At 67.1% G+C, this 26,899-nt stretch carries 25 protein-coding genes and 1 tRNA gene; 11 read left to right on the forward strand and 15 right to left on the reverse strand.

What is annotated here, in order from left to right; genetic code table 11:
* Positions 1–8 precede the first annotated feature (8 nt).
* Entirely contained in the window at positions 9–1,154 is a 1,146-nt protein-coding gene (locus AC3WTE_RS02935) for a glycoside hydrolase family 76 protein (RefSeq protein WP_492435533.1), read from the forward strand.
* Here AC3WTE_RS02935 and AC3WTE_RS02940 read toward each other — a convergent pair whose 3' ends face one another.
* Entirely contained in the window at positions 1,155–1,469 is a 315-nt protein-coding gene (locus tag AC3WTE_RS02940) for a DUF732 domain-containing protein (protein ID WP_459368077.1), read from the reverse strand.
* 544 nt (positions 1,470–2,013) lie between these two features.
* Between AC3WTE_RS02940 and AC3WTE_RS02945 the strand changes: the two genes are divergently transcribed.
* Together AC3WTE_RS02945 and chrA are read left to right on the forward strand one after the other, a co-directional pair.
* Positions 2,014–2,466, forward strand: a complete 453-nt coding sequence (locus AC3WTE_RS02945) for a lipoprotein LpqH (protein ID WP_492435535.1) — start codon at positions 2,014–2,016, stop codon at positions 2,464–2,466.
* Positions 2,467–2,483: 17 nt separating this feature from the next.
* Complete coding sequence (gene chrA, locus AC3WTE_RS02950) at positions 2,484–3,641, forward strand: chromate efflux transporter (RefSeq protein ID WP_492435537.1); 1,158 nt, start codon at positions 2,484–2,486, stop codon at positions 3,639–3,641.
* Between the two features lie 96 nt (positions 3,642–3,737).
* Here the strand turns inward: chrA and AC3WTE_RS02955 are convergent, their stop codons facing one another.
* Together AC3WTE_RS02955 and AC3WTE_RS02960 are read right to left on the reverse strand one after the other, a co-directional pair.
* Positions 3,738–4,787, reverse strand: a complete 1,050-nt coding sequence (locus tag AC3WTE_RS02955; protein ID WP_492435539.1) for an oxygenase MpaB family protein — start codon at positions 4,785–4,787, stop codon at positions 3,738–3,740.
* A 20-nt stretch (positions 4,788–4,807) separates the two neighbouring features.
* Entirely contained in the window at positions 4,808–5,440 is a 633-nt protein-coding gene (locus AC3WTE_RS02960; RefSeq protein WP_492435540.1) for a TetR/AcrR family transcriptional regulator, read from the reverse strand.
* Positions 5,441–5,507: 67 nt separating this feature from the next.
* Here AC3WTE_RS02960 and AC3WTE_RS02965 point away from each other — a divergent pair, with 67 nt between their 5' ends.
* Entirely contained in the window at positions 5,508–7,427 is a 1,920-nt protein-coding gene (locus tag AC3WTE_RS02965) for an acyl-CoA dehydrogenase family protein (RefSeq protein WP_492435542.1), read from the forward strand.
* A 9-nt stretch (positions 7,428–7,436) separates the two neighbouring features.
* Here AC3WTE_RS02965 and AC3WTE_RS02970 read toward each other — a convergent pair whose 3' ends face one another.
* The 4 genes from AC3WTE_RS02970 to AC3WTE_RS02985 all read right to left on the reverse strand — a co-directional run bounded on the left by AC3WTE_RS02970 (position 7,437) and on the right by AC3WTE_RS02985 (position 11,856).
* Complete coding sequence (locus AC3WTE_RS02970) at positions 7,437–7,931, reverse strand: hypothetical protein (protein ID WP_492435543.1); 495 nt, start codon at positions 7,929–7,931, stop codon at positions 7,437–7,439.
* A gap of 2 nt (positions 7,932–7,933) precedes the next feature.
* The gene (locus AC3WTE_RS02975; protein WP_492435545.1) at positions 7,934–9,991 is read right to left on the reverse strand and encodes a glycoside hydrolase family 183 protein; all 2,058 of its coding nucleotides are present in this window, start codon (positions 9,989–9,991) and stop codon (positions 7,934–7,936) included.
* A 95-nt stretch (positions 9,992–10,086) separates the two neighbouring features.
* Positions 10,087–10,452 carry a hypothetical protein gene (locus tag AC3WTE_RS02980; RefSeq protein ID WP_138228426.1) on the reverse strand — a complete coding sequence of 122 codons (366 nt, stop codon included), beginning with the start codon at positions 10,450–10,452 and terminating at the stop codon, positions 10,087–10,089.
* Positions 10,453–10,458: 6 nt separating this feature from the next.
* On the reverse strand, positions 10,459–11,856 hold the full coding sequence (locus AC3WTE_RS02985; protein WP_459368086.1) for a threonine/serine exporter family protein: 1,398 nt from the start codon (positions 11,854–11,856) through the stop codon (positions 10,459–10,461).
* A gap of 125 nt (positions 11,857–11,981) precedes the next feature.
* Here AC3WTE_RS02985 and AC3WTE_RS02990 point away from each other — a divergent pair, with 125 nt between their 5' ends.
* Genes AC3WTE_RS02990 through AC3WTE_RS03000 form a run of 3 tightly spaced genes read left to right on the forward strand, consistent with a single transcriptional unit; the run spans position 11,982 to position 14,428 of the window.
* Entirely contained in the window at positions 11,982–12,122 is a 141-nt protein-coding gene (locus tag AC3WTE_RS02990; RefSeq protein WP_492435547.1) for a hypothetical protein, read from the forward strand.
* Between the two features lie 60 nt (positions 12,123–12,182).
* A complete protein-coding gene (locus tag AC3WTE_RS02995) occupies positions 12,183–13,409 on the forward strand; it encodes an AAA family ATPase (RefSeq protein WP_492435548.1) in 1,227 nt (408 codons plus the stop codon).
* Positions 13,406–14,428: a tetratricopeptide repeat protein gene (locus tag AC3WTE_RS03000; protein WP_492435549.1), complete on the forward strand. Its 1,023-nt coding sequence runs from the start codon at positions 13,406–13,408 to the stop codon at positions 14,426–14,428. Before AC3WTE_RS02995 ends, AC3WTE_RS03000 begins: the two co-directional genes overlap by 4 nt.
* A 35-nt stretch (positions 14,429–14,463) precedes the next feature.
* Here the strand turns inward: AC3WTE_RS03000 and AC3WTE_RS03005 are convergent, their stop codons facing one another.
* From AC3WTE_RS03005 to AC3WTE_RS03015, 3 genes are all read right to left on the reverse strand, one after another.
* Complete coding sequence (locus tag AC3WTE_RS03005) at positions 14,464–14,868, reverse strand: HNH endonuclease (RefSeq protein ID WP_492435551.1); 405 nt, start codon at positions 14,866–14,868, stop codon at positions 14,464–14,466.
* A gap of 45 nt (positions 14,869–14,913) precedes the next feature.
* Positions 14,914–14,988, reverse strand: a tRNA-Thr gene (locus AC3WTE_RS03010).
* A 49-nt stretch (positions 14,989–15,037) separates the two neighbouring features.
* The gene (locus AC3WTE_RS03015) at positions 15,038–16,243 is read right to left on the reverse strand and encodes a hypothetical protein (RefSeq protein ID WP_492435552.1); all 1,206 of its coding nucleotides are present in this window, start codon (positions 16,241–16,243) and stop codon (positions 15,038–15,040) included.
* A gap of 133 nt (positions 16,244–16,376) precedes the next feature.
* On the opposite strand from AC3WTE_RS03015, the gene AC3WTE_RS03020 reads away from it, so the two are divergent.
* Together AC3WTE_RS03020 and AC3WTE_RS03025 are read left to right on the forward strand one after the other, a co-directional pair.
* Positions 16,377–17,096 (forward strand): response regulator transcription factor, encoded by a 720-nt coding sequence (locus AC3WTE_RS03020; RefSeq protein ID WP_020098732.1) that lies wholly within the window; start codon positions 16,377–16,379, stop codon positions 17,094–17,096.
* A gap of 79 nt (positions 17,097–17,175) precedes the next feature.
* Positions 17,176–18,729 carry a sensor histidine kinase gene (locus AC3WTE_RS03025; protein ID WP_492435553.1) on the forward strand — a complete coding sequence of 518 codons (1,554 nt, stop codon included), beginning with the start codon at positions 17,176–17,178 and terminating at the stop codon, positions 18,727–18,729.
* Here the strand turns inward: AC3WTE_RS03025 and AC3WTE_RS03030 are convergent.
* The 5 genes from AC3WTE_RS03030 to AC3WTE_RS03050 are packed head-to-tail and all read right to left on the reverse strand — an operon-like array spanning position 18,676 to position 23,015.
* On the reverse strand, positions 18,676–19,080 hold the full coding sequence (locus AC3WTE_RS03030) for an HIT family protein (RefSeq protein WP_492435554.1): 405 nt from the start codon (positions 19,078–19,080) through the stop codon (positions 18,676–18,678). The two genes, AC3WTE_RS03025 and AC3WTE_RS03030, sit on opposite strands and share 54 nt — an antisense overlap.
* 9 nt (positions 19,081–19,089) lie before the next feature.
* Entirely contained in the window at positions 19,090–20,067 is a 978-nt protein-coding gene (locus AC3WTE_RS03035; RefSeq protein WP_492435556.1) for an enoyl-CoA hydratase/isomerase family protein, read from the reverse strand.
* Positions 20,068–20,077: 10 nt separating this feature from the next.
* Positions 20,078–21,439: a cytochrome P450 gene (locus AC3WTE_RS03040; RefSeq protein ID WP_492435557.1), complete on the reverse strand. Its 1,362-nt coding sequence runs from the start codon at positions 21,437–21,439 to the stop codon at positions 20,078–20,080.
* Between the two features lie 27 nt (positions 21,440–21,466).
* Complete coding sequence (locus tag AC3WTE_RS03045; RefSeq protein ID WP_492435559.1) at positions 21,467–22,390, reverse strand: SDR family NAD(P)-dependent oxidoreductase; 924 nt, start codon at positions 22,388–22,390, stop codon at positions 21,467–21,469.
* A gap of 1 nt (position 22,391) precedes the next feature.
* Positions 22,392–23,015: a PaaI family thioesterase gene (locus AC3WTE_RS03050; RefSeq protein WP_492435561.1), complete on the reverse strand. Its 624-nt coding sequence runs from the start codon at positions 23,013–23,015 to the stop codon at positions 22,392–22,394.
* 461 nt (positions 23,016–23,476) lie between these two features.
* Here AC3WTE_RS03050 and AC3WTE_RS03055 point away from each other — a divergent pair, with 461 nt between their 5' ends.
* Complete coding sequence (locus tag AC3WTE_RS03055; RefSeq protein ID WP_492435563.1) at positions 23,477–24,643, forward strand: thiolase family protein; 1,167 nt, start codon at positions 23,477–23,479, stop codon at positions 24,641–24,643.
* Positions 24,644–24,651: 8 nt separating this feature from the next.
* Positions 24,652–26,892: an MMPL family transporter gene (locus tag AC3WTE_RS03060; protein WP_492436258.1), complete on the forward strand. Its 2,241-nt coding sequence runs from the start codon at positions 24,652–24,654 to the stop codon at positions 26,890–26,892.
* Positions 26,893–26,899: the final 7 nt, after the last annotated feature.

A 26,899-nucleotide genomic window follows, 5' to 3' on the forward strand; every position in this document is an offset into this window, starting at 1 on the left:
TGGACCGCATGGATCAGCGTCCGGTGGAGCGGAGCGACGGGGATGCGGTTTGGGCGAACCGTGCGGCCAGCGCCGAAACGGCTGTGTTCAATCGGCATATCCGGCGGCTCTGGGGCATACCCGGAACCCAGCTGGGCGTGGTGGCCTGGCCGTCGACGCGGGCCGACCGGCTGTTCAAGAGCTGGGATTACTGGTGGCAGGCGCACCTGCTCGACTGCATGATCGATGCGCAGCTGCGCGACCCGCAGGAGTACCGCCTGGACCGCATCAGCCGTCAAATCCGCGGACATCGGCTGCGTAACAACGGGCCCTGGACCAACAACTACTACGACGACATGGCGTGGATGGCGCTGGCCCTGGAGCGCTCGGGCCGGCTGGCCGGCGTGGCGCGGCCCAAGGCGCTCAAGACGTTTGCCGACCAGTTCCTGAACGCCTGGGTGCCCGAGGACGGCGGCGGCATCCCGTGGCGCAAACAGGATCAGTTCTTCAACGCCCCCGCCAACGGCCCGGCCGGCATCTTCCTGGCCCGCCACGACCGGCTGCGGCGGGCGCAGCAGATGTCCGACTGGATCGACGACACGCTCATCGACCCTGATACGCACCTGGTGTTCGACGGCATCAAGGCCGGCTCGATGGTGCGTGCCCAGTACACCTACTGCCAGGGCGTGGTGCTGGGACTGGAAGTGGAACTGGCCGTGCGAACCGGGGATTCACGGCATGCCGAGCGGGTGCGTCGGCTGGTGGCGGCAGTCAAGGACCACATGGTCGAGGACGGTGTGATCCGGGGCGCCGGTGGCGGCGACGGTGGTCTGTTCGGTGCCATCCTGGCCCGCTACCTGACGTTGGTGGCCGCCACGCTGCCCGGGGACACCGAGGACGACGAAGCGGCCAGGGCCACTGCCCGCGAGCTGGTGCTCAACTCGGCAGAGTCGGCATGGGACTACCGGCAGTCGGTCAACGGCATCCCGCTGTTCGGCGCGTTCTGGAACCGGGCTGCCGAGTTGCCGAAGGACACCGGCGAGAAGGCGAAATCCGTTGACGGCGCGGTCAATTCATCAGATATCCCAGAACGGGACCTCTCGGTGCAGGTGGCCGGCTGGATGCTGATGGAGGCGGCCCACGTGTTGACTGCTGACGCACCGGCCGAGTCCTGATTACTTGGGCGCCAGCTCCCGGCAGTAGGCGTAGATGGCCAGCCCGCCGAACTTGACGGCGTCGTCGTTGGACATGTTGCCGGCGTTCTTCTTGAGGTAGGTCAGCGCCGAGTTGACGCCGCCGCTTCGCATGGCGGTGCAGGTGCCGTGCGCGAGCTTGAGGGCGGTGTTGTTCGGCATGATGAAGCCCTTGTCGTGCAGGGCTTGCAGGAACATGGGGTCGACCTGATCGTCGGCGTGGGCGGGCACCGCCATCACGATGGTGACCGCCGACGAGACCGCCGCGAGCAGAGCTGCCGTGCGTGTGCGCTTCATCCGGATCCCTCGTACAAAGTCGATTTGCTGACAGGCTACGCGAGGCCTGTCGATCCGGGGCGGAGTCGCTCATTGGCGAGCCCAGGAATTTATTCAGATCCGTCAGCGTCCTATACTCCGAAGGCGTTTATTGCTTATTTGATTGTGTTATTTCGGAGGTTGGCTATGGCCACGTTCAAGAAGATTGCGTCGACTACAGCACTTGCAGCAAGCCTTGGAGCTGCGTTTTTGGGTTTCGGCGCGGGCATTTCCGCAGCGGCGCCGGTGAATGATCCGGCTGTCATCCCGATGGATCGTGGCTGGGGCCACGGCGATGACGATTGGGGTGGCCATCCGGGCCGGGGTTGGGGTGGTCCCGGGTGGCGCGGCGGTCCCGGCTGGGACGGTCCGAGCGTTTACATCACCCCGCCGTGCGTGACCGGACCACTGGGTTACGTCACCGTTTGCGCATAGCTCTTCGCCGCTGACGATTGATCCCCTTCGCACTGGGTAACCCCTGGCTTTGTGCCGCCAGATATCCCGGAACCGAAGGAGGACAACGTTGGTGCGCAAGAGTGTCGTGATCTGTGTGGTGGCCGTAGGGCTGGCCGCCTGTTCGACGAATGAATCCGGCGAAGCGAATGTCGGCTCGCCGGATTCGGAAATGCGGATGCCGCAGGTTTTCGTCGACGGGCAGCCCCGTGCCGTCAGGGGCGGAGTGACCTGCCACCAGGCCGGTGACTATGTCACGATCGGGATCGGTGACGTGTCCAGAGGGGTCGGTGCCGTGGTGACCACGAGCAATCCGCCACAGGTGCGCACCGTCGGGCTCGGCACGGTGGATGGCGTTGCGTTGGGCTACACCGACTCCGAGCCCGGTGAGGCCAACAACGCCGCAGCCGCGGTGCGGGGCAGGTCGTACACCATCAAAGGCACCGCCACCGGCAGCGACTTGAGTGATCCGCGGTCGCCGCGGCAGGTGAGTGAGCCCTTTGAGATGGACGTGACGTGTCCCTAGCACCAAGATGATTGGTCGTGACCGCACCGGCAGACGATGTTTCGCCCCGAGTGCCACTGGGCACCGTCCTGCGGGAGTGGGGCATTATCGGGTTCATCGGTTTCGGTGGGCCGCCCACGCACATCAAGCTGCTGCGCAGTCTGTGTGTGGAGCGGCGCCGCTGGATCGGTGCCACCGAATTCGAAGACGCCATCGCGACCTGCAACCTGTTGCCGGGGCCGGCGTCGACGCAGCTGTCGATCTACTGCGCCTGGCGGGTACGTGGCCGGCTGGGTGCGCTGGTCGGTGGCATCGCGTTCATCGTGCCGGGGCTGATCGTCATCCTCGCGCTGGCGGCGCTGTTCCTGGCTGATACGCCGCCGCGGTGGGTCCTGGCGGCCGGTGCGGGTGCGGGTGCCGCCGTGGCGGCCGTCGCGGTGCATGCGGGAGCCGCGCTGATCCCCGCGAGCTGGCGGCGGCGCAGCAGCGCCGTCCGCTGGTCGGTGTATCTGGTGCTGGGGGCGATCGCCGCGGCCGTGCTGGGCCCATGGCTGGTGGTGGTGCTGCTGGCTTGTGGCGTAATCGAATTGGTGCGGACGACGACGCTGCCCCGATCCGGTGCACGCAGCATGCCGCTGCTGGCATTCCAGTCGCTGACGCTGGGCACATTGGGTTCGCTGTGCTGGGTGGCATTGAAAGTCGGCGCGTTGTCGTACGGTGGCGGCTTCGTCATCATTCCGCTCATGCAGGGTGACGCTGTCGACCAATACCACTGGATGACGGGGCCACAGTTCCTCAATGCAGTTGCGCTGGGCCAGATCACGCCGGGGCCGGTGGTCCAGACCGTCGCCGTCGTCGGCTATGCCGCCGCGGGCCTGGTCGGCGGGGTGCTGGCCTCGGTGGTGGCATTCAGCCCGTCGTTCCTGTTCATCTTGTTGGGCGCCAAGCATTTCGACCGGATTCGTGGCAACGGTTACGTGCGGGCGTTCCTCGACGGTGCGGGCCCGGCCGCCATCGGAGCGATCCTAGGCTCGGCGGTGCCGTTGGCCATGTCGATCAGTCAGGCGTGGCAGTACGTGGTGCTGGCCGTCGCGGTGGTTGCTGTATTCAGCCGACTAAACGTGGTGGTCACGTTGCTGCTGGCGGCCGTGGCCGGCGTTCTCGCGACGGCGCTCGGGTTGCCGCTACCCAGCTGAGCGGCGTCAGCAGCAGTTCGGATCGAGCACCCGGCACAGTGCGGCGAGCGTCCCGGCGGAACGGGTGAGAGAACTCGTCGCCGAACTGCTGGCGGGTTAGGCCAGGCTTCCGAGGTACGCCTGCGATTCGATCAGCCCCTCGTCGCTGGGCTCTCGGCCTTCGCCGAAGACACGTTGCTGCTGCTTGGCGCGCAGATCATGGTGTGCGTCAGCAGGTTTCGGGTAGCCGTACCGGTTACGCGCCTCTTGCGGCGTGAGCACCTCATCCGACGCGGGTGCGACGCCCAGGATGTACGGTGCGGCCACGGGGGCTACCGACGGTGCGATCAGATGTGCCACAGCCAATTTCAGCCGCGGATTGGCGTCGACGATCCCGTAGCCCAGCTTCAGCAGCGGACGTACGGCAATGTCGACCGCGCGCGGCTGATCGAAACCGCTGAGCTTGCGCATCCAGCGGGGCATGGTCGCGATGGCGCCCGCGCGCAGGACCAGGTTGATGAACTCGACGGCGGGCCGCAGCGGCAGCGGCGCCGGCGGCAGCACCACCTTGGCGTTGAGCAGGTGGTCCATCATGCTGCGGGCGGCCTCACTGACCGCGAGGTGGGGGCGCATCGCATCGAAGTACGCTCGGACGCCGGCGCTGGTACGCGGCACGTCGGCCGGGTCGCAGGTCTGGAACTCGGCGGCGATGGCGCACTCTTCCCAGTACTGGTTCTCTTCTTCCGGGGTGAGCTTGCCGCCGCCGTACAGTTCGTAGGCGGTCAGCACGGAATGCCACCCCGTCAGCAGAATCCACAGTTGCGAGTGCGGGTCGTTGGCGTCGTACTTGTTGCCGCTGACCGGTTCGGTGCCAATGGCTTTGGAGTGGACCTTGACCAATACGTCGGCGGCTTTGACCACGGACTCGCTGTCGCCGAACGCGACGGTCGCGAAGTAGCGAACCGTACGGTCATAGCGGGTGCGGGGCCGGTCGTAGTTGGCCTGGGTGGCGTCGACCGCGGCGATCAGGGACGGGTCGAGTTCCTCGACCACGACGGCACGCTGTAGGCCGGTGACCGCGGTGGTGGTGTGTCCCCACACCTTCCAGGTGACCGAGTCGGGGCCGAAGAATCCGTAGTCGGCGAGGGGCTGTACTGGCTGCGTCACGACGATTGCTCCCTTGGTTGCTAGGCCGCGGCGAATGCGCGGCACATGAGTCGTCCGTAGAACTCGCCGAGACTGTCTGCGTCCCAGTCGTTTTCCGGGTCGAGGAGGGACCGGACCGCGGCCTCGCTGGAGGAGACGAACAGTTCGGTCAATATCGGCATCTTGCGGTTGAGGTCGGTGGTCTGCCACCACGTGGTCAACGCCGGTGCGATCCACCGCGAGGAACTCGCGGTGAGTGCCCGGCGGGTCTCGGCGACCATGTCTGCGACCGCCGGGTCCACGTGCGCCAGGTACACGAACCGCCAGGTGTCCGGCTGGTTCTCGACGGCGTGCAAGAGCGCGCGGTACCCGTCGATGAAGGCGGTCTCCGGGTCGTCGCCACGGCCGGTGTGCAGTGCCTGAAGCAGCGTCTCCCGCAGGGATTCGCCTTCCCGGTCCAGCAGTGCGGCAAGGAGTTCCACCCGGTCGCGGAAGCACGAGTAGATCACCGGCCGGGTGACGCCGAGATGTTTGGCCACGGCGCCGATGGTCACCGCCGCGGTGCCCGACTCCGCCGCGATCTGCAGCGCGGCATCGAGGATCTGCGGCCGGCGCCGCTCCGGGCCCAAATGGGCTGCCCGCTCCCGGGGTGGTGCGACGGCATCGGTGCTCACGCCACCGAACGTAGCACGATTATTCTTGTTTGAATAATTTTGCTTCATCTCTGTAGGATTTGCCCACATGACCATGCTCAACCCGCGCAAGCCGGACTTCGCCGACTTCGACGAGCGGACCCAGCAGATCTTCTCTGCGACCATCGAGTTCTTCGAAAGCCACGGCAAGGCCTGGCTCACGCAGCAGGATCGCGACCGCGTCTGGTATGCGGAATTTATCGAATTCCTCAAGAAGGAAAGGGTTTTCGCGACGTTCCTGACCCCCGCGTCGGAGGCGGGCGGTGACCCCGACAAGCGCTGGGATACCGCGCGCAACGCGATGTTCAGCGAGATTCTGGGTTTCTACGGCATGCAGTACTGGTACGTCTGGCAGGTCACCATCCTGGGGCTGGGCCCCATCTGGCAGTCGTCGAACACCGCAGCCCGCAAGCGCGCCGCCGAGCTTCTCGAGGCCGGAGAGATCTTCGCGTTCGGCCTGTCAGAAAAGGAACACGGCGCCGACGTGTACTCCACGGACATGGTGCTGACGCCTAGCTCTGACAACTCGGCGGACGCCTACCGCGCGAACGGCGGCAAGTACTACATCGGCAACGGCAATCTCGCCCGCATGGTCTCGGTGTTCGGCCGCCGCGCCGACAAACCGATCCTGGACAGCTCGACCGCGCTGGACGGTGGCAAGCCCGACGAGGATTTCGAGGGGTATCTCTTCTTCGCGGTCGACAGTCAGCACTCCGACTACAAGCTGCGCAAGAATGTCGTCAACGGCCAGATGTACGTAGCGGCTTTCGACCTGGACAACTATGCCGTTTCCGAAGACGACATCCTGCACGCCGGTAAGGGCGCGTTCCACGCCGCGATCAACACCGTCAACATCGGCAAGTTCAACCTCGGGTTCGGTGCCATGGGCACCTGTGAGCACGCCATGTACGAGGCTGTCACGCACGCGGAGAATCGAATCCTGTTCGGGCAGCACGTCACCGAGTTCCCGCAGATTCGCCGCATGCTCACCGAGGCCTACGCCCGGCTGGCGGGCATGAAGCTCTACAGCGAGCGCGCCATCGACTACATGCGGTCGGCATCGCCGAATGATCGGCGATACCTGCTGTTCAATGCCATCGAGAAGATGACCGTCACCCGCGAGGGCGAGAAGATCGTCACGCTGCTCTCGGACACCATCGCCGCGCGGGGTTTCGAGAACGACATGTTCTTCCCGATGGCGCTGCTGGGTTCGGTCGGCCTGCCCCGCCTCGAGGGCACCGTCCACGTCAACATGGCGCTGTCGCTGAAGTTCATGCAGAACTTCATGTTCCGTCCCGCCGACGCCGGTCTGCTGGTGCTGCAGCAGCTGCCCGTGGAGTACTCGCCGAACGCGGCGACGCGGGCCGTAGCTACAGGCCTGCGGGCGGCAGGCTCGGCAGTGGTGCCGCAGATCGCACGGATTCCGAAGGCCCCGAGGGCATTGCGCAGCACTGCGCTGCCACGGGTGCGTCGCCGCCGCGACTTCACCAACGACGACTTCCTGTTCGCGCAGGGCCCCAGCCGTGGCCTGAGCCGGGTCGCGTTCGCCGACTGGCGCGCCATCCTTCAGGAATTCGCGCATCTGCCGAATGTGGCGGTCTTCCTCAAGCAGGCCAACGGTTTCCAGACTCTCCTCGCGGCCGCCACGCCAACCGCGGCCCAGCAGGACGACATCGACTTCCTGTTCGCCATCGGTGAGCTCTTCACTCTGCTGCCCTACGCGCAGCTGATCCTCGAACAGGCCGCCATCGACGGGACCGACGACGACGTGCTGGACCAGCTCTTCGAGGTCCTGGTCACCGACTTCTCGCGGCACGCCACCACGCTGCATTGCAAGACCAGCGCGACTGCCGCGCAGAAGAAGCTGGCGCTTGATCTGATCGCCGACCCGGTGGACGATCCGGAGCGCTACGAGCGCATGGTCCGTACCGTGCGAGATCTGGCGGGTCGGTACGAGATGACGCCGTAGTCTGACGACTCAGCCGACTCGCGTCCAGAGGCAGTAACCGGAGAACTCGACCGAGGATGCGGTCGGCGCGACGTCGAAGTGGATGGTCTCATCAGGCGCGCCGTCGGTCGCCGCGGGTGCGCTGACCACGCCGGCGCTGACCACCACGCGCTGGGTCACATGGCACTGGTTCCCAGGGGACAGCGGGGTACCACTCCATGTGCCGGACATCAGGTTCGGATTGCGCATGCCCTGGCCGTGCAGCGCGATGGCCGGGCCGGTACTCCACCACCGGTCACTGGGTTCGGCAGGTAGCGCGACCGGCTGCCAGCGGCCTTGACGGCACTGCAGCGGCGTGTTGGCCCCCGATACGGGTGCCGGAGTCGTCGGCATGGTGGTCGCTTCGTCGGCCGTCGGCGGACACAACTGATCCTGTTGTGGTGCAACGGGATCAGCCGCACACAACGGTGCCATCGCTGTCGCCAGGACGACGGCGACAGCGGTCAGGAGAGGCACGCGGATCACGGCTACACCTTGGTGAGATCGGTCTTCATCAGCATGACGTTGTACTCACTCCACAATGACAGATTCCAGTACAGGTCGGTGCCGGTGCCCAGGGTCGAGGGCGACCAGGGGTCCATCATCGGTGCGTAGATGCCGCCATTCTGCTGCGGCATCAGGACTTTCGCCTGCGACCAGGTGCCCTGCGGAGTGTCCGACGTGCTCATCACGACGTTGTTGAACTGGTCGGCGTAGAGGGTCACGTACTTGTTCAGCGTCTTGTTGTACTGGACGGACATCTCGCCGACGTTGTTGCCCGCCTGGGCGATTCCGCACGCACCGGTGCTCTGGCCGAAGACGGGGGTGGCCATCGACGGGTCGTTGTACCAGCCGGCTTTGACGGCGCCGAGGCCGAAGAACCAGCCGGGGTTGCCCTTGTTGTAGTACTGGTATTTGGAGGCGTCGAGGATGTCGGTTTCGCTCACGCGGGACACGTAAGCCGCGCCACCTCGACCGTTCGGTGTGCCGTACGAGTAGACGTAGCCGTCTCCGGGACGCAGCAGCGCCGCCTGCTGGAAATTGGCGTTACCGCCCCAGTTCTGCCGCACGCTCTGCGGCGCGATGGTCCAGTTCTCCCCGTTGTCGGTCGAGTAAGCCATTGCCGAGTAATTGGTGGTCCATTGACCGGGCGCGCCCCACTGCTTGACCGACATGAAGCTCAGATACTGCGTGGCACCGAATTGGGTGCCCGGTGTCGGCAGCGAGATGCCCGAGGTCGGGATCAGCGTCACTCCGGAGGGCAGTCCGGCGGGGAGGCCAGAGGGCAGGATGATCTGGCGTGCCGTTGTCGGTGACGACAGCGGAGTGCCGCCGAACATGTTGCCGTTCAACCACTGGCCGTCCGGGATCGAAATGCCTTTGGAAAGGTCGGTGTTCGAGGTGCGGAACAGAATGTTGTTCAGCCAGTTGCCGGTCATGTTGGGCCCGCTGAAGGTGTCGCCGAACGCCATCAATACCTGGTGCTCGTTGATCGGGGTGCTCGGATTGTCGGGAATCCCGTTGTCCCACATGGTGCCGACGTCGGTGCCCCAGACCCCGAACCGCGTGTACGTGTTGTTGGGGTCGAAGTTGCCGGTGACCCAGTTGACGAAGGTCGTCGAGGCGCTGATCTGCTGGCCGGGAGTGGGGAAGGCCGGTTGTGGGTTGCTCACTGTCGCCGCCGCCACCACCGCGGTGGCGGTCAGTGGTTGGCTCGTGGTGACCAGAGCGGCCGCGGCGTTCTGCGGCTTGATCGCCGTCAGCAGGTTGTCGAATTCTCGGCGGGCGAAGGCCAGTACCGTCCAGGCCAGGGTCGGCTGTGCCGGGCTGCCATTCGGATTGAAGGCCCAATTCAGCACGCCGGCCACGGCATTCACGACGGCGGCCACCGGGTTCAGTGCTGTGACGGCCGGAGCGGTGACGGTCGGGGTGATCACGTTCGTCGTCGCGGCGACAGGCGTCGGCGAGGTCGTGACCGCGCTGGTGGTGATCTTCAAGGCCGTCGGTGCGACGGCGGCCACGCTGACCGGGGTGGGCGTCGTGGTCGGTTGGGTGGCGAGCGGCTTGACGGGCGTAGCGGAGACGGTCAGCGGTGTGAGTCTCGGGGTTTTCGGGGGAGTGACGGTCGGCGGCTTCGCGGGGTCGACGGCGCCGCTGTTCCTCTGCAGGTTGCCGCGGTCGCGGCCCTTGGTCGGAGGCTTGTCCGTCTTGGTTTCGGTCTTCGTTTCCGTCTTGGTGTCCGCGTCGGACGGATCAGTCGCGTCGCCGGCGGTCCCCGTCGCCGACGACCCAGGTTTCGGGTCGTCCTTTTTCGGTTGGGGCTTGCTGTGCGGTGGCTTGGTGCCGGTTCCGGAAGTGCCCGACGTAGCGGCGTTTTCGCCTCCTGTGGAGGCCGGCGAGGACGCCGCCGGACCCGAGGGCGCGCTGCTGCCGGATTGCCCGGACGGGTCGGCCCATGCGGTGCCCTGCCCGGATGCGATCGCGGTTCCGATACCGAGTGCGAAGGCGAGCCGACCGGCCCGGCCGACATATCTGGTGGCGCCCATGGTGCCTCCCCTGTTACTCCAGCTAACTAATCTATGGAACAACATCGGAACGCGCCGCGGAAGCGTTTCGGCAGGTTGTTTTTGTTCCGATACCGTCAGTTGGTCAGGCCGGCCTCGCGCAGCGCATCCTCGTACAACTCGATGGCGTGGTCGATGCCCCGGTCGACCCAGCTGTCGACGAAAGCCACCCGGCCCGCGACCAGCTGGATGCCGGTGGCCCAGCGCTCGAAATCCCCGGTGCGGCGCAGGATGTCGATCTGCACGCGCGTGCCCTTGATGTGGACGAAGCCGCCCAACTCCGTGGTCTGCGGGCGCAGGATCGTGATGTCGAACTCTTCGATCCGCCCGTCGTCGACGAGTGCCTGCAGGTATCCCCGCGCATTGCGCAGGGCGGCGAGGGCTTGGAGTTCACGGCCCTGGGTGGGCAGGCCCCAGGCGATCCAGATTCCGGTCTCGGACATGGCGCTCTACGCTACGCGCGACCCGAGCAGTCGGCGCGGAAGGCGCGGACGGCGCAGGGTGCGCGCCACCCATTCGCCGAGTGTCACCCCGGCGGCCAGTGTGCACCCGACCATGACGGCGGTGAACAGATTGGAGATGGCCGCCACCGTCTGGCCGGCCATGATCTCCGACAGCCCGCGATACACCGCGAGACCGGGCACCAGCGGGGTGATGCCGGCGACGGCCACGATGATGGGCGGCACCACCGCGCGCCGGGCCAACATGCCACCGGCGAGGCCGACGACCGTCGCGGCGGTGGCCGAGGCGACGATCGGCCCGAGCCCGGCGTTCAGGATCGTCCCGACCAGGCCCGCACCAACAGCGCCCGAGGCGAACGAGGTGGTCAGCGCTTTGAGCGAGGCATAGCTGGCGAGGGCGAAGGCTGCCGACGCGAGCCCGCCGGTGAGCACCATGACCGGCAGCGGTGCGTAGGGCAGCACTTCCTGCTGCATCGGCGGCAGGCCCGCGCCGAGGGCGGCGGTGAGCCGCAGCGCGATGCCGACACCACCGACCAGGCCCGCGGTGTAGACCATGACTTCGATGAATCGCCCAGCGGCTGTGACGGGCGCGCCGGTGATGGCGTCCTGCACCGAACCGACAAGCGACAGCCCCGCCATGAGCACGATGATGCCCGACACGATCATGCGGTACGGCGCGACGACGGCGCTGTGCTCGATGGCCAGCTTGTAGACGAACGCCGCCGGCACCGTCGCCATGAACCCGCCCATCACCTGCTGGAAGAAGTACGGCAGGCCCAGCTTGCCGAGCGCGACGTTGGTTCCGTAGATGGCGGCGGTGGTGATGAATGAGACGACTGCGAGCGTGGGGCTGCCGCCGAGCATCAGTGTCACCGCGGCGGCCATCAGCGCCCACCCGGACAGCGCGACCTTGCGCGAATACGGATGATCGGCGGCGACGATGTAGTCCAACGCCGCGCGGGCGGGCCCCAGGCCGAGGTGCCCGCGGCCGATCCGGCGGATCAGGACGTCCACCTGTTCGAGCCGGGTGTAGTCCAGCGACCGGTACTTCACCGTGCGCATGTAATTGGTGGGCGGCAGGCCGGGACCCCGGCGGGCGGAGACGTGGATGGCGTTGTAGGTGACGTCCACGGCGCAGTCGGTCAGGCCGTAGGTGGCGGCGACGAACGCGATCTGCTTGCTGGTGTCGATGGCGCCGGTGCCGGAATCCAGCAGCACCTCGCCGACGTTCATCGCCAGCTCCACGACCTCGGTGACGGCATGTTCGTCGCTCTGGTCGATGGGCTGCAGCGGCGTGATGACGGGCAGCCCCGCGGTATCGGCGGTGGACGGCCGGTCGCCGAGTACGCGGCGTCGAGCAGCGGCTACGCGGTCACGCAGTGTCACAACCAAAATCGTAGGTCCCCTGGGCGCCCGGCCTTCGCCGTGTGCCAGATCACTGCCGGGTGGCGTTCGGTTGACCACCGGTCAGCCGACTACACCTTGCGGAACGTATTCAGAGGGAGTCGTGCGTGGGGGACGGTGAGCCGGGCGACCGGCTGTGGCGGCGTGCGGCCCGCTGGTGGCCGGTGGTGGTGGCGTTGCTGGTCACGATCGCGCTCGCGATCGGCGGGCAGCATTGGCTTGCGGCCGGATGGTACGGGCCTCGGTGACCGGGCAGCTGACGGGACTGCCGACCTAGGATTGAGGCCGGCTTGGGCAAGGGGGATGGAATGACCGACGATCCGGTGATCGCGCAGTTGGTTCAAGCGGTCGAGCAGAGTCCGGACGCGCTGGCCCTACGCCTGCACCTGGCGGAACTGCTGGCCGAGCGGGGGCGGCACGCCGAGGCATTGGCGCACTGCGGTGCGGTACTGGCGGCCGACCCGACCGACGCCACGGCGCAGAGGTTGTTGCAGCAATGCACTGCGGCACTCGCCACCCCGGTCCCGGTACCGGAACCTGAAGTCCCGCAACCGAAGTCATCGTTCGACTGGGAGGCTGCCGAAGACCAGGTATCCGACATCGTCAAGCCTGCTTTTGTCGATGAACCCGCGCAGGCAGTGGGAGAGGACGACTTCGAGGCGGTCACGCGCAGTGGGGTGCGGCTCGCCGACGTCGGTGGCATGGACGCCGTCAAGAAACAGCTGGAGCTCTCGCTGCTCGGGCCGCTTCGGAACCCCGAGCTGATGAAGGCCTACAAAATGTCGGCTCGCGGCGGCCTGCTGCTCTACGGCCCGCCAGGGTGTGGGAAGTCGTTCATCGCCAAGGCCGTATCGGGCGAGCTGGGCGCGAACTTCTATCAGGTCGGCATCGCCGACGTGTTGCACCGCTGGTTCGGTGAGAGCGAGCGCAGCATCCGCTCGGTCTTCGACACCGCGCGGCGTAACGCGCCGTGCGTGCTGTTCTTCGATGAGGTCGACGCACTGGGCCATCGGCGATCCGCGTTGAGTGGCACGTCCGGCATCCGGACCATCGTCAATACCCTGCTGGAGGAACTGGATTCGGCCTCGGCCAGCAACGACGGGGTCTACATCCTGGGCGCCACGAACGCGCCATGGGATGTCGATGCGGCGCTGCGCCGACCGGGACGGTTCGACCGGATGGTTTTCGTCGGGTTACCCGACACCGCGGCCCGGGCCAGTATCGGGCGGCTGCATCTGCAGGATCGCCCGATCGAGGGGATCGACCTGTCCGCGCTCGCGGCTCGTACGGCGGGGTTCTCCGGCGCAGATCTGGCTCATGTCTGTGACACCGCAACGCAATTGGCGATGGCCGACTCGCTGCACACCGGGCAGGTACGGCCGGTGCGAATGTCCGACGTGGAGGCGGCGCTGCGTCAGGTTCACCCGTCGACCGGTCCGTGGTTCGATACCGCGCGCAACGTCGTCGAATTCGGCAATCGGGACGGCACCTACGACGACCTGGCGAAGTACCTGCGCCGCAACAAGATTCGGTGACAGCCGACGCTGTCGACGCCGCGCTGCAGCAGGCGCGGGTATACCTCGACGTCGACAACCATCAGCGCGCCCGCGAGGTGCTGGCCCACGCGCTGTCGATGGCGCCGGATGATCCGGCGTTGCTCATCTTCGACGCCCAGGCCGCCATCGGGCTCGAAGACTACATCGGCGCCGAGCGCCGGCTCTATGCGGCGTTGAAATCTGCCCCTGACAATGAGCACGCGATTCGCTTGTACGCCTTGGCGCTTCGTGGACAGGGGCGGCTGCACGAGGCGAAGTGGATGGCCTGGCGAGCGGTCTGTGGCAACCCGAACGAGTACCGGACCCACTTGGTGTATGCCCAGATCCTGTCGGATGAAGGCTGGCTGGATGCCGCGCTGACCGAGGTCACCGAAGCGATCCGTCTGGAGCCCTCGGATCCTGACCTGTTTGTCCTGCGCGGGAACATCTTTCGGAAGTTGTCCAGAACCGCCGAATCCGATGCCGAATACACCGCAGCACTCCGGCTGCAACCCGATCATGCGATAGCGACGCACAACCTGGCGGTCAATCGGATGGCGCGGGGACGGATATTGGGTGCGCTGCGGGGTTTTCTCGGCGCCGGCACGCTCGACCCCGCCCTCGGCGGTTTGGCACGCCGCAACATCGCGCTCGCGATGGCCCGGTGGCTGCGGTGGTGCACTGCCGGAGTGCTGTTCCTGCTGTGGCTGCTGCTCGTCACGGCAGCTCCGGGCAACACACTGGGTGTGGCACCGCGGGTCGGGATCGGTGTGGCGACCGTCGCCCTCGGCGCCGCGCTGGGAAAGCTGGTGGTCACCGTCGGGCGCCGGACCTTGGTGTCGGCCCTGAAAAGCCGGCCGCTGCTGGCGGTGCGGCTTGTGATTGTCATTGTCGCGGTGGTCCTGGGGATGCTCACGGCCGTCAGCCCCTGGCAGTTGGAGGTGGTGCAGATCGGCGCTCCGATGCTGTTCGTCGTCAGCCTTGCGCTGGCCTGGATCGGGCGCTTCACCCGGCAGTAGGGAGAGTCGACCGGCATGGCGGAAGTTCGTCTGCCCTAGTACGACTGCCCATTGGCGTAACGCTCGCGACGGAAGTGGCGACCGTTGCCGCGGTTGCGACTCTTGTACGTCGGCAGCTGCGAGTCACAGTTCGGACAGATCAGCCGCAGGTTCTCCCGGCGGTTGTTCGTCGGGTTGCCGTCGATGTGGTCCAGTACCAACGCCAGCGGCAGGTCGTGCCAGGTCGTGTCTCCGCCGCAGATCGCGCAGCAGCCGGATTGAGCGCCGAGAAGGTAGTCCCGGATGTAATGGCCTTGGTGGCTGTCGATGCGCCCGACACCCGTTTCGAGCCACTGTTTAGTGCTCGCATCGCGGCGTGCTGAAGCTTGGCACGCATTACCGCAGTAGCTCTTCTGGCTGCGCCTCACGAGCGGAGTGCCACAACCAAGGCATGACCTCATAGCGCGACGTTACGACGAGCCACCGACAATTGGTCGCTACCTATTTGGAGCCCCCCGTCGGGATTGAACCGACGACATCCGCTTTACAAGAGCGGTGCTCTACCACTGAGCTAGGGAGGCATGTGGCCCGAAAACGTTCGAAACCGCCCCGAATCCTAACCCGTCAGAGTCAGTGGCCGGATCCCGGCTGGTGCTGGCCGTTCTCGTCGATGACCTGCCGCGCGGCGGCTGCCCGGGTGGCACGCTTGCCGCGCTGGCGGCTCAGTGGGATTCGCCCGGCGATGTTGCTCAGCGGATTCACCGCATCGTTGAGGACGAGTACCGCGTCGTACAGCTTGTCGACGGTCGGGGCGAGCCCGGCGAGTACGGGTGCCAGTTGGTTGAGGTTGTCGACGACGTCGTTCAACTTCATCAGGGCACCGTCGGGTGCGGTGAGGACATCGATCGCGCCGCCCTCGTCGAGCAGCCGTTCGGCGATACCGCCCTCGCTGAGCAGTCGGTCCACCAGGCCGCCGTCGGCGAGCATCTTGTCGACCGGCCCACCATCGCCGAGCAGGCGATCGGCGATGCCGTCGGTGCGCAGGACCCGGTCGACCACGCCGTTGTCGGCCAACAGCCGGTCGGCGATACCACCTTCGCCGACCAATCGATCGGCGATGCCTTCCGGTCGAAGGACCCGGTCCACCAGGCCGCCGTCGGCGAGCATCTGTTCCACGACGCCGCCTTCGGCGAGTCCGCGGTCAGCCACGCCGCCTGGGGCGAGGACCCGGTCCAGGATGCCGTCGGCAGACAGTACGCGGTCCACCACACCGCCGTCGGCGAGGACGCGGTCGGCCGGGCCGCCCTTCGCGATCAGGCGGGCGGCGATGCCGTCCTCGCTGAGTACCCGGTCCACGACACCGTCGGGGGCGAGCACCTGTTCGGCGAAGCCGCCGGGAGCGAGCACTCGGGACAACGCGCCGTCGTCGGATGTCAATCGGTCCAACAGGCCACCGTCGAGAGTCAACTGGTCGATGACACCGCCTGGTGCCAGTGCCCGTGTCACGGCACCGCCCTCGGCGGTCAGGCGGTCGAGGATGCCTCCGTCCTGGCTGATCTGATCCACCAGGCCACCCGGACGGAGCAACCGATCGAGCACGCCGCCCGGTGCCAGCGCCCGGCCCAGCGGAGCGTCGTCGTCGACCAGTCGGGTGAGGCGGCCGGCCCGGCTCAGCGTGTCGTCGAGGCCGAGCATGGACATGACGGGCGAGCCCGGGGTGGTGTCGCCGAGCGCGTGTTGCACGCTCGACAGCGCGCCGCCGGCGATCTCGAGGCCGGCGCTGGCGATCCGGAGCGGCGTGAGGGCCAGGTCTGACAGGGCTTTACCCAGGTCCATCGGCCAAGTGTATGGCGCCGGTCACACCTGGTGGGCGTGAGGTGCGAGGGGCCTGGCAAATGCCTGTGTGACTCACAGTATCTTCACAGCTACTGGGCAGGGAGGATTTAAGGGCCGCGAGGACCATGGCTCCATGGCCATGGCTGCAGTTCCCGAGGCGACGCCCGAAGCACGCATCCTGGTAGTCGACGACGAGACCAATATTGTCGAGCTACTTTCCGTCAGTCTGAAGTTCCAGGGCTTCGAGGTCCATTCGGCCTCCAACGGCCCGGCGGCGCTCGACAAGGCGCGCGAGGTAAAGCCCGATGCGGTGATCCTCGACGTCATGATGCCCGGCATGGACGGCTTCGGCGTCCTGCGCCGGATGCGCGCCGACGGCATAGACGCGCCCGCCCTCTTCCTCACCGCCCGCGACAGCCTGCAGGACAAGGTCGCCGGCCTCACGCTCGGTGGTGACGACTACGTCACCAAGCCGTTCAGCCTCGAAGAGGTCGTGGCGCGGCTGCGGGTGATCCTGCGCCGCACGGGCCGCGGCGTCGAAGAACCGCGCAGCGCCCGCCTGACGTTCGCCGACATCGAACTCGACGAGGACACCCACGAGGTGTGGAAGGCCGGCGAGCCCGTTTCGCTGTCGCCCACCGAGTTCACCCTGCTGCGCTACTTCATCATCAACGCCGGCACGGTGCTCTCGAAGCCGAAGATCCTCGACCACGTGTGGCGCTACGACTTCGGCGGTGACGTGAACGTCGTCGAGTCGTACGTGTCGTACCTCCGCCGCAAGATCGACACCGGCGAGAAGCGTCTGTTGCACACGTTGCGTGGTGTCGGTTACGTCCTGCGCGAGCCGCGGTGATGGCGCTGATGAGCGCTCGCGCGAAGAACAGACTGCGCTGAGCCACTATTTTTGGCGGGACATCACCAACAATGGAGTGATGAGAGGCCGGCTGGGCGAGCGAAGCGACGGGACGGGCCCTCAGGGCGAGCGAAGCGACGGGACGGGCCACGGTACCCGCGGCATTCCCCTGCGCGTGGGGCTGGTCGCCGCGACCGTGCTGCTGGCGGCCTGCGGTCTGCTGGCCTCCGGCGTCGCCGTCACGTCGATCATGCAGCACAGCCTGATCAACCGCGTCGACGAGACCCTGCTGGACGCGTCCCGCAGCTGGGCGCAGGAGCCGCGGCGCATACCGGCCGCGCCCATCGAAGGCCCGAACCCGGCGCGGCCGCCGTCGAACTTCTACGTCCGCGGCATCGACCCCGACGGCCGGGTGTGGATCGCCGTCAATGACAACGACGCCCAGCCCGCGCTGCCGGACAGCAACGACGTCGGCCCCGTGCCGACAACGGTCGGCTCGATCCAGCACTCCGACGTGAAATGGCGCGCCATGACGGTGCGCGGCCCGGACGGCGAACTGACGACGGTGGCGATCGACCTTTCCGACGTGGCATCGACGGTGCGCGCGCTGGCGTGGTCGCAGGTCGGCATCGGGGCCGCGGTGCTGCTGATCCTGGGTATCGCCGGCTATGTGGCCGTCCACCGCAGCCTGCGGCCCCTCGACGAGGTCGAGCGCACAGCCGCCGACATTGCGGCCGGCCAGCTCGACCGTCGTGTTCCGGAACGGGACTCACGCACTGAGGTGGGCCGATTGTCGTTGGCGCTCAACGGCATGCTCGCGCAGATTCAGAACGCGGTCGCGTCGTCGGAACAGTCGGCGGAGAAGGCGCGCACGTCCGAGGAACGGATGCGGCGCTTCATCACCGACGCGAGTCATGAGTTGCGGACACCGCTGACCACCATTCGCGGATTCGCCGAGTTGTACCGGCAGGGCGCCGCCAGCGACGTCGAGATGCTGATGAGCCGCATCGAGAGCGAGGCGCGCCGCATGGGCCTGCTGGTCGAGGACCTGCTGCTGCTGGCCCGGCTGGACCAGCAGCGACCGCTGGAGCAGCGCCCCGTCGACCTGCTGATCCTGGCCACCGACGCGGTGCATGACGCGCGATCCATCGCGCCGCGGCGGGCGGTGTCGCTGGAAGTGCTGGACGGTCCCGGCACCCCGGAAGTCATGGGTGATGAAGCGCGGCTGCGCCAGGTGCTGGGCAATCTGGTGATGAACGCGGTGCAGCACACTCCGGAGTCCGGGGGCATCACGGTGCGCGTCGGCACCGCGGGCAGCGATGCCGTGCTGGAGGTCTGCGATCAGGGTCCGGGCCTGTCGGCCGAGGACGCGCAGCGCATCTTCGAGCGCTTCTACCGCACGGACTCGTCCCGCACCCGGTCCAGCGGCGGCACGGGCCTGGGGCTGTCGATCGTCGACTCGCTGGTGCGGGCGCATGGCGGCGTCGTCACGGTGACCACCGCGCCGGGGCAGGGCTGCCGGTTCACGGTGCGCCTGCCGCGCATCGACGGCGCGGCCGACTCTGCCGAATTGGCCGGCTCAGCCGGCGGTGCCGAGGGCGGCGATGATCTTGGCCTGAGCCTCGTCGAGTGATTCCGGTGACGGGTTGCGGTCGACGTTCGCGAACCCGAAGTCGGACAGGTTACGGGCCGGGAACACGTGCACGTGCAGGTGCGGCACCTCGAGCCCGGCGATGATCATGCCGGCCCGCTCGGTGTCGAAGGCCTGGCACACCGCGCGGCCGATCTTTTGCGACACCGCCATGACCTTGTTCCACAGCTCGGGGTCCACGTCCTGCCAGTTGTCCACCTCGGCCCGGGGCACGACGAGTGTGTGGCCCTGGGTCATGGGCTCGATGGTCAGGAACGCGACGACGTCGTCGTCCTCGTAGACGAATCGGCCCGGCAGGTCGCGGTTGATGATCATGCTGAAGACGGACGGCATGAGTCCAGCCTATTGCTCGACGCGGGTGCCCGATAGCCAGGGATCGATGTGCGTGGCGAAGGGGCTGTCGCCGATGGTTTCGTAGTCCTGCTGAAAAGCGTCGGCCGTCAAGTGTTTTCGTGGATTCCGGCCGGTCCCGATGAATCCCGCGAGCTCGAAGTCGAGGGCACCGGACAGGGATCGATTACCGCCGAAGTACACGGCGCGCTTGACCGCCGCGATGGCGTAAGGGGAGCGGCGGGACAGTCGCTGTGCGGTGGCCCGCACGTCGTCGAGCAGCCCGTCGGCGGCTACGAGCCGGTGCACGGCGCCCGCCTCGAGTGCTTCGCGCGCGGTCAGCGGGCGGCCTTCCAACATGTGTTCGAGCGCGGCGGACATGCCGAGCATGGCCGGAAGTCGTTGGCTGCCACCGCCTCCCGGCACCAGGCCGGCGAGAATCTCGATCAGGCCGATCCGGACGTGGTCGGCATCGGCCGCGATGCGCAAGTCGCAGAACAGCGCGAGCTCGAATCCGCCGCCCAGCGCTGTGCCATTGATGGCGGCGAGGTAGACGACGCCCGAGCGGTTCATTCGGGTGATGGTCCGCTTGAGGACGGCGCTGTAGACGATGCCGGTGCCCCAGTCGCCGCCGCGGGTCTCGGTTGCCTTGAGCAGCGCCGGTACCCGCATGGCGGCGTTGTTGAGCTTGATGGACCAGGTCACGGCGCGCGACGGCAGCGGTGGCGTCGCCATCTGAAAGAACAGCTGCACCTGTTCGGGCTCGGAGTGCGAGATGAACTTGTCGCCGGTCCCGGTCAGGATCACCGCGCCGATCGACGGGTCCTGGTCTGCGGCGCGCGTCAGCCGGTCCATGTCCTTGACCAGCCGCAACGACAGGAACTGGTTGGGCGGGTCGTCGAACCGCGCGGTGAGGACGCGGCCGTCCTGGTGCAGCGTCAGGGTTTCCAGGTCCAGGTCGGCGGCAGGGACCGGGGCTCGTCGTGGCACGGCGGTCTTTCTAGGAGGTGACGGTTTGGACCAGGGCCGGGATGGGCCCGTCCGGCACTATGGTGAGCGGCGCGGTGATGGGGAACGTCGATTCGCGTGACGTCAGCCGGCAGTGACGGACAACGGACGCCAGCTCCAGGGTCGCCGCGGTGAGAGCGAAGAACTCGCCGATGCACGAGCGCGGTCCGCCGCCGAACGGCAGGAACTGCCATTGCATACGCGAACGGCTTGAGCTGAACCGGTCCGGATCGAATTCCAGGGGGCGATCCCACAACCCCGGATCGCGATGCATGGCGTAGACGCCGACGAGGAGCATGCTGCCCGCTTCCACCCGGAAGCCGTCGACGGCCATGTCCTGCCGGGCGATTCGCATCACTGCGGGTGTCGGGCCGCCGAGTCGCAGGGCCTCCTGGATGACGCTCACGGTATAGGGCAGGTGGCTGCGCGGGTTGGTCCGCAGCGCCGCCTCGTCGACTGCGGACACCTCGGCCGCGACCCGGTCGAAGATCTCGGGATGACGGCCCAGCGCCCACAGCGCGTAGGCGAGCGTCGTTGCGGTGGTCTCCAAGCCGGAGGCCAGGAAGATGACGAGTTCGTGGCAGATTTCCTCGTCCGTCAACGGTTCTGAGGTCTCCGGGTCCCGGGCGTCCATCATGGCGCGGACGAGGGGAGCGCTCAGCTGCGGATCGGTGCGGCAGTCCTGGAGGATCTGCGCGGCGAGGTCGTGCGCGACCTTGTTGAACTTGACCGCGAAGCGGCGTTCCCTGGTCGGCACCCAGGTCGGCAGTTTCACCGGGGCACGGCCCCGGTCGGCGATGTACTTGCTGATCCGGCGCAGCGGTTCGACCAATTCGTCTGTGTAGGAACCGGGTTCGAATCCCAAGATGGTGCGGCCGAGCACTCGCATGGTGATCCGCCGGCTTTCCTGGTCGAGGTCGATCTCGGCGCCGTCGCGCCAGGACGCCGCGGCATCGGCGGCGATGTCGTACATCTGCTCGCCCAGTTCGGCGATGCGCGCGGTGGTGAATACCGGCTGCAGCATGCGACGACGCCCGACCCACTCCTTGTGGCTGAAGTTCAGCAGCGAGCCGCCGTTGAGCTTCTGCTGTTCGGTCATGAACGGGAAGTCGCGGTCGACGGTGGGAAAGGTCGCGGTGAGGACATCGCGGGCGCCCTGCGGTGAGGTGACAGCGACGATCGGCGGCATCATCCACCTCGGTGCGATCCGGATGGTGGTGACCGGGCCCCCGGCGTCGCGGAACACCTCACATCCGCTGTGCGCCGACTGGATTGCGGCGATGCGTTCGCGCAGGCTCAGCGGGGTATCGGGGGCCGGCGGCAGCCGGCCGACATCCGGTGCGTCGGTTGACACTGTCGGCTCCCTCGTCGGATTTCGTGGTCAGATGCCGTACCGGACACCAGTGTGGTGTTCGGCGGCAACCCAATTCGCGGTCATCAGGGCCTGGTCGGTCGCCGCGCGTGCGGCCTTCGCCGGCGCCGGCAGGCCACGCATTCCGAAGAATCTGTCGGGCCCGTAGTAGTCGCCGCCGACCACGTCGTCCGCCGCGGCGGCATAGGCGATCGACAGGGCCGCGACATCGGCAGGCTGGCCGATGGCCCGGCATGAGGCGCGCCACGAGACGTCACCCCACTTGCGACCGGAGTGCATGCCCGCGTCGGTGTCGGCCCAACCAGGTTGTGCGGAGACTGCTTTCAGCGTGCTTCCGGTGGCGGCGAGGCGGCGCTGCAGCTCACCCGCGAACAACAAGTTGGCGAGTTTGGCCTGGCAGTACCCGTCGAACGCCGAGTACCTGCGGGTGCGCCAGCCAGGATCGGCGGGCGCGAGCCTGCCGAAGCCCGGCCGGCCGACGAACTCGTGTGCGCGACTGGTGACCACCACGACCCGGTCGGTGATCCGGTCCAGCAGCCGGCCGACCAACGCGAAATGCCCGAGATGATTGATGCCGGTGTGTAATTCGAAACCGTCGGCGGTCAGGCCGTAGGGCACATGGCATACCCCGGCCAGCGCGATGACGGTGTCGACGGTGCCGCATGCGGCCGCCGCGGACCTCACGGAGTCCAGGTCCGCCAGGTCGAGATGCAGAGTCTGTGCGGCAGGACCAATTTCGGCGGCCAGGGCCTCGGCCTGTGTCGGACGGCGGCACGCCAGGATCACCTGGGCCCCAGCGGCGGCCAGGTGCCGCGCGGTGGCGGCGCCCAGACCACCGTTGGCGCCGGTGATCAGGACCGTCCGGCCGGTCTGGTCGCAGATGTGCGCGCCGAGCCAATCCTTGGCGGCGTCGGTGCCGATGGACCGGGCCATGCTAGCCGCGGGCCCACTTCGGCTGGATGAACACGCCCTCGGCCTCGACGGTGATGCCCTGGTCGTCGGCGATGTGGGCGACGCCGTAGGCCTTGAAGCCCTCGGTGCGCACGATGCGGGCCTCGGCCCGCAGCTTGCCCAGCGGCGTGGGGCGCAGGTACTTGACGTTGATGGTGCCGGTGAACCGGGTGGTGCCGTCGTTCGACGAGACTTCACCCAGCACGTGGTCGAGGATCATGGCGCACACGCCGCCGTGCGCGTGGTTGGGCGGGCCCTCGTAGGCCGCGCCGAGAGAGAATTCGGACCAGACGTAGTCCGTCGCCTCGAGGACGACGGTCAGCGGTGGCGCGACCGGGTTACGCAGCCCCACAACGGCATTGGTCCACGGTAGCCATTCGCCTTCGGTGGTGAAGCGCAGGCCCCAGGTTGTCTCCAATTGCTTGGAGCGCAAACGTGCGGTGGCCGAATCGATTTCGGCCTTCGCGGCCGCGAAGGCGTCGGCACCGGCGTCGCTACGGGCGGTCGCGTCCATCAATTCGCGGACGGATTGGGTCAGCGGCTCGAATGTGGAACGGAGGCGTTCGGCTTCCTCTGGGCTGAGAGTGTCGGTGCTGAAGTCGAGCATGCCGCTACTAGAACATGTTCTACCGGACGCTGTCGAGCCCATCGTTTGCTGTGATTGCCGCTGAAGGTTTGCCACAGTGGCGGGTAGCGGCGAAGTGACTGTGCGGTCCGCGAGTTGATCGGCGACCGGGATCGCCCTTGCTTGAAACGCTGTTATCGGTTGCGCGGCAATGCGGTTCCGGTTGTGACGGCGGTTACATCAACACTTGCCATAAGCGATTATTGGAACAAGTTCTAACTAGTTCGCTAAATTCATAATTAACGCTGCTGACGTGGATATTTACGCCGTTGGAATATAGACCGCGTGTGAATTGCGTGCTACAAACTATTGCCGTTAGTCGCTTAGATCAGCACGACGAAGAGCAGCCATGCCGTTAGGTCCGCGCGCATACGACAGTTTCGAGCAGTCCGCGGATTGCGAGGTGCCGCACGTGGACGACGTTGCCGAGGAGGGCAAGAACCTTGACCAATCCTGTAGTCGTTGCGTATGCGCGAACCCCGTTCACGCGTTCGCTGATAGGTGGGCTGGCCAACGTTTCTGAGTTCGACCTCGCGAGCACCGTGATCGGCGAGGTGATCAACCGTTCTGGCGTCGACCCCGAGTTGATCGACAACATCGTGCTCGGTGAGGTGCTGCAGGGCGGCGGCTGTATCGCCCGGTACTCGGCCCTGGACATGGGGCTGCCGCTCGATACGCCCGCCGTCGCGGTCGGCGGCTGGTGTGCGTCGGGGATGATGGCGATGCACCAAGCGGTCGCGACCATCAAGGCGGGCATGGGCAAGTGCGTCATCGCCGGTGGTCTCAATACGCCTTCGGCGTCGCCGCTGGCCGGTCCGCACTTCGCGGCCACCGGCATCACCGACACCCAGATCGCCCCGATGCATCCCGGTATCGGGGAAATGCCGGCGCTCGACCTGGCTCGCACGCTCGGCGAAGGCACCGCGCGGCAGTTCGGCCTGACCCGTGAAGAGGTCGACGAGTGGTCGGCCAGGGCACACACCCTGGCCTCGGACGCCATCGACGGCGGCCTCCTGGACGCCGAGAAGGTTGCCGTAACCGTTGACGGCACAGACGTTTTCGCCGACGAGCTGCCGTGCCGCGAATTCAACATGACCAACCTGTCCGCACTGACGTCGTTCCTCGGCGAGGACTGCACGGTGACGCCGGGCAACCAGACGGGCCTGACCGACGGCGCCGCCGCCATGATGATCTGCGACCCGGACTTTGCGGCGCTTCACGGCCTGACCCCGTTGGCCGAGATCGTCGGCTGGTCGGTCGTCGGCTCCGAGCCGGAGCGCGCGACCGACGCCGCGATCACTGCCACGCGCCGTGCCCTCGACGGCGCCGGCATCAGCACCGAGGCCGTCGACCTGTACGACGTCCACGACTCCTACGCCTCGATCGGCATCGCCTACGAACGCTCACTGAACATCGGCCGGGACCGGCTGAACGTGCACGGCGGCGGCCTGGCGCTCGGTCACCCCTACGGTGCCTCGGGTACCCGCGTTGCCGGCACCCTGATCAACGAACTGCAGCGCCGCGGCGGTGGTGTCGGTGCCGGTGCCATCGTGAGCGCGGGCGGTCTGGGCGCCGCCGTCGTCCTCAACGTCTTCCCTCCGGCTGCGTGACTCGGGCGATGCTCGATCTGATCTCGCGCGCCGTAATCGCCGCACCCAAGCGGATTCTCCTCGCCACCGTCGTGTTGATGTCGCTGTTCGGGGTGCTGTCCGCCCCGGTCGCAGACCTGCTCGGCGCCGGTGGATACACCGACCCGGGTGCCCAGTCGAACCGCGCCAACAAGGTACTCACCGAAGAGTTCCACCGCGGCTTCGTGAACCTCAACCTGCTGGTGCAGGCCAGGGACCCGGGGGTGTCGGTGACCGCCACGCCGGTGCGGGCCGCCGTGGACCGGTTGGTCACCGAGCTGCGCAGCACCGGGCACGTCGCCCGGGTGCTGTCTCCGTTCGAAGCGCCCGACCCCGTCGCGGCCGGCCTGGTGAGCAGGGACGGGCGCTCGGCCTTGGTCATCGCCTTCATGGACGGCAACGAGACCGCCGGCATCGCGTCATCGACCAAGTTGGTGGAACGCTATGTCGGCGAGCGGGATCCGGGCCTCACGATCTCGGCAGGCGGTCCTGGTGCCGTGTACTCGGCGGTCAACGAGCAGAGCCGGCACGACCTGACCCTCAGTGAGGCCATCGTGCTGCCGCTGACATTCCTGGTCCTGGTGTGGGTCTTCGGCGGGGTGGTCGCGGCCTTGGTGCCAGTGGCAGTCGGTGCCTTCGCGATCTCGGGTTCCGTTGCGATCCTTCGAGTTCTGGCCGAGTTCGTCGACGTCTCGGTGTTCGCGCTCAACCTCGCCGTGGCGCTGGGGCTGGCGCTGGCGATCGACTACTCGCTGCTACTGGTGAGCCGGTACCGCGAGGAGATCGGCGACGGCTCCCACCCCGACGAAGCGTTGCGCCGCACCATGCGCACGGCCGGTCGCACCGTGGTGTTCTCGGCGGCGACTGTCGCGCTGTGTCTGGCGACCATGGCGGTCTTCCCGATGTACTTCCTGCGGTCCTTCGCGTACGGCGCGGTGTCGGTGGTGGCCATGGCCGCCCTCGCGGCATTGGTCATCACACCGGCCGCCATCCGGGTCGCCGGCAAGCGGATCGGTAAGCCGGGCCAGCGCGGCGCATTGACCGAATCACGTTGGTACACCTGGACTCACGCCGTGATGTGTCGGCCCAGGTTCGCCACCGCGGTGACCCTGATCCCGCTCGTCATCGTCGGGCTGCCCTTCCTGAACATCAAATTCGGCTTCCCCGATGACCGCATTCTGCCGACCACCTCGTCGGCTCGTCAGGTTGGCGACCACATGCGCAGTGACTTCACACAGGATGCCGGCCTGCCCGTGCACATCGTTCTGCTGCACGGCAATGGCACTCGCGATACCGCTGTTCACGACAACGCCGCCATCGACGCCTATGCGGCCGAGCTTTCCAAGGTGCCGACCGTGGTGGCCGCGGCCGGTCCCGGTGCCACCTATGCGGGGGGACGGGCTGTCGGTCCTGCCGGCCGGGAGGCCGGCACCGGTACCGACGCCAGCTTCCTTACGGTGACGACCACGACGCTGCCATTCAGCGCGGCGTCCGACGAAGCGCTGGACCGGTTGCACGCCGTGCCGCCGCCGGCCGGGATGACGCCGTTGTTCACGGGAGCCGCACAGTCCAACCGCGACGGCGTCGAGGCCATCGCCGGCCGGGTGCCGACCATGCTCGGGCTGATCGCCGTCGTGATGTTCGTGCTGCTGTTCCTGTTGAGCGGCAGCGTGATCATCCCGCTGAAAGCTCTGGTGCTCAACGCACTGTCGCTGACCGCGACGTTCGGCGCGCTGGTGTGGATCTTCCAGGAGGGTCACCTCAGCGGCCTCGATACCACGGTGGTGGGCACGCTGGTTTCGACCATGCCGGTGCTGATGTTCTGCGTCGCCTTCGGGCTCTCGATGGACTACGAGGTGTTCATCATCGCTCGCATCCGCGAATTCTGGCTCGCCTCGGACAAATCCGATGCGGCCGGCCGCGAGTCGGTGGCCCGTGGCCTGGCCGGCACCGGCCGGATCGTCACCGCCGCGGCGCTCGTCATGGCGATCACGTTCGCCGGTTTGGTCGCATCCCAGGTGTCGTTCCTGCGCATCTTCGGCTTCGGCCTGGCGGTCGCGATCCTGGTGGACGCCCTCGTGATCCGCACCGTCCTGCTGCCGGCCGTCATGGTGTTGTTGGGCAAGGCGAACTGGTGGGCGCCGGCGCCGCTGGCCCGGCTGCATGCCCGGATCGGCCTGAATGAGGCTGCAACGTCCGACAATTCGACGGTTCCGGAGGAAGTCAGGTGATAGCTCA

The organism is Mycobacterium sp. FW102-FHT13B02 (assembly GCF_058790275.1).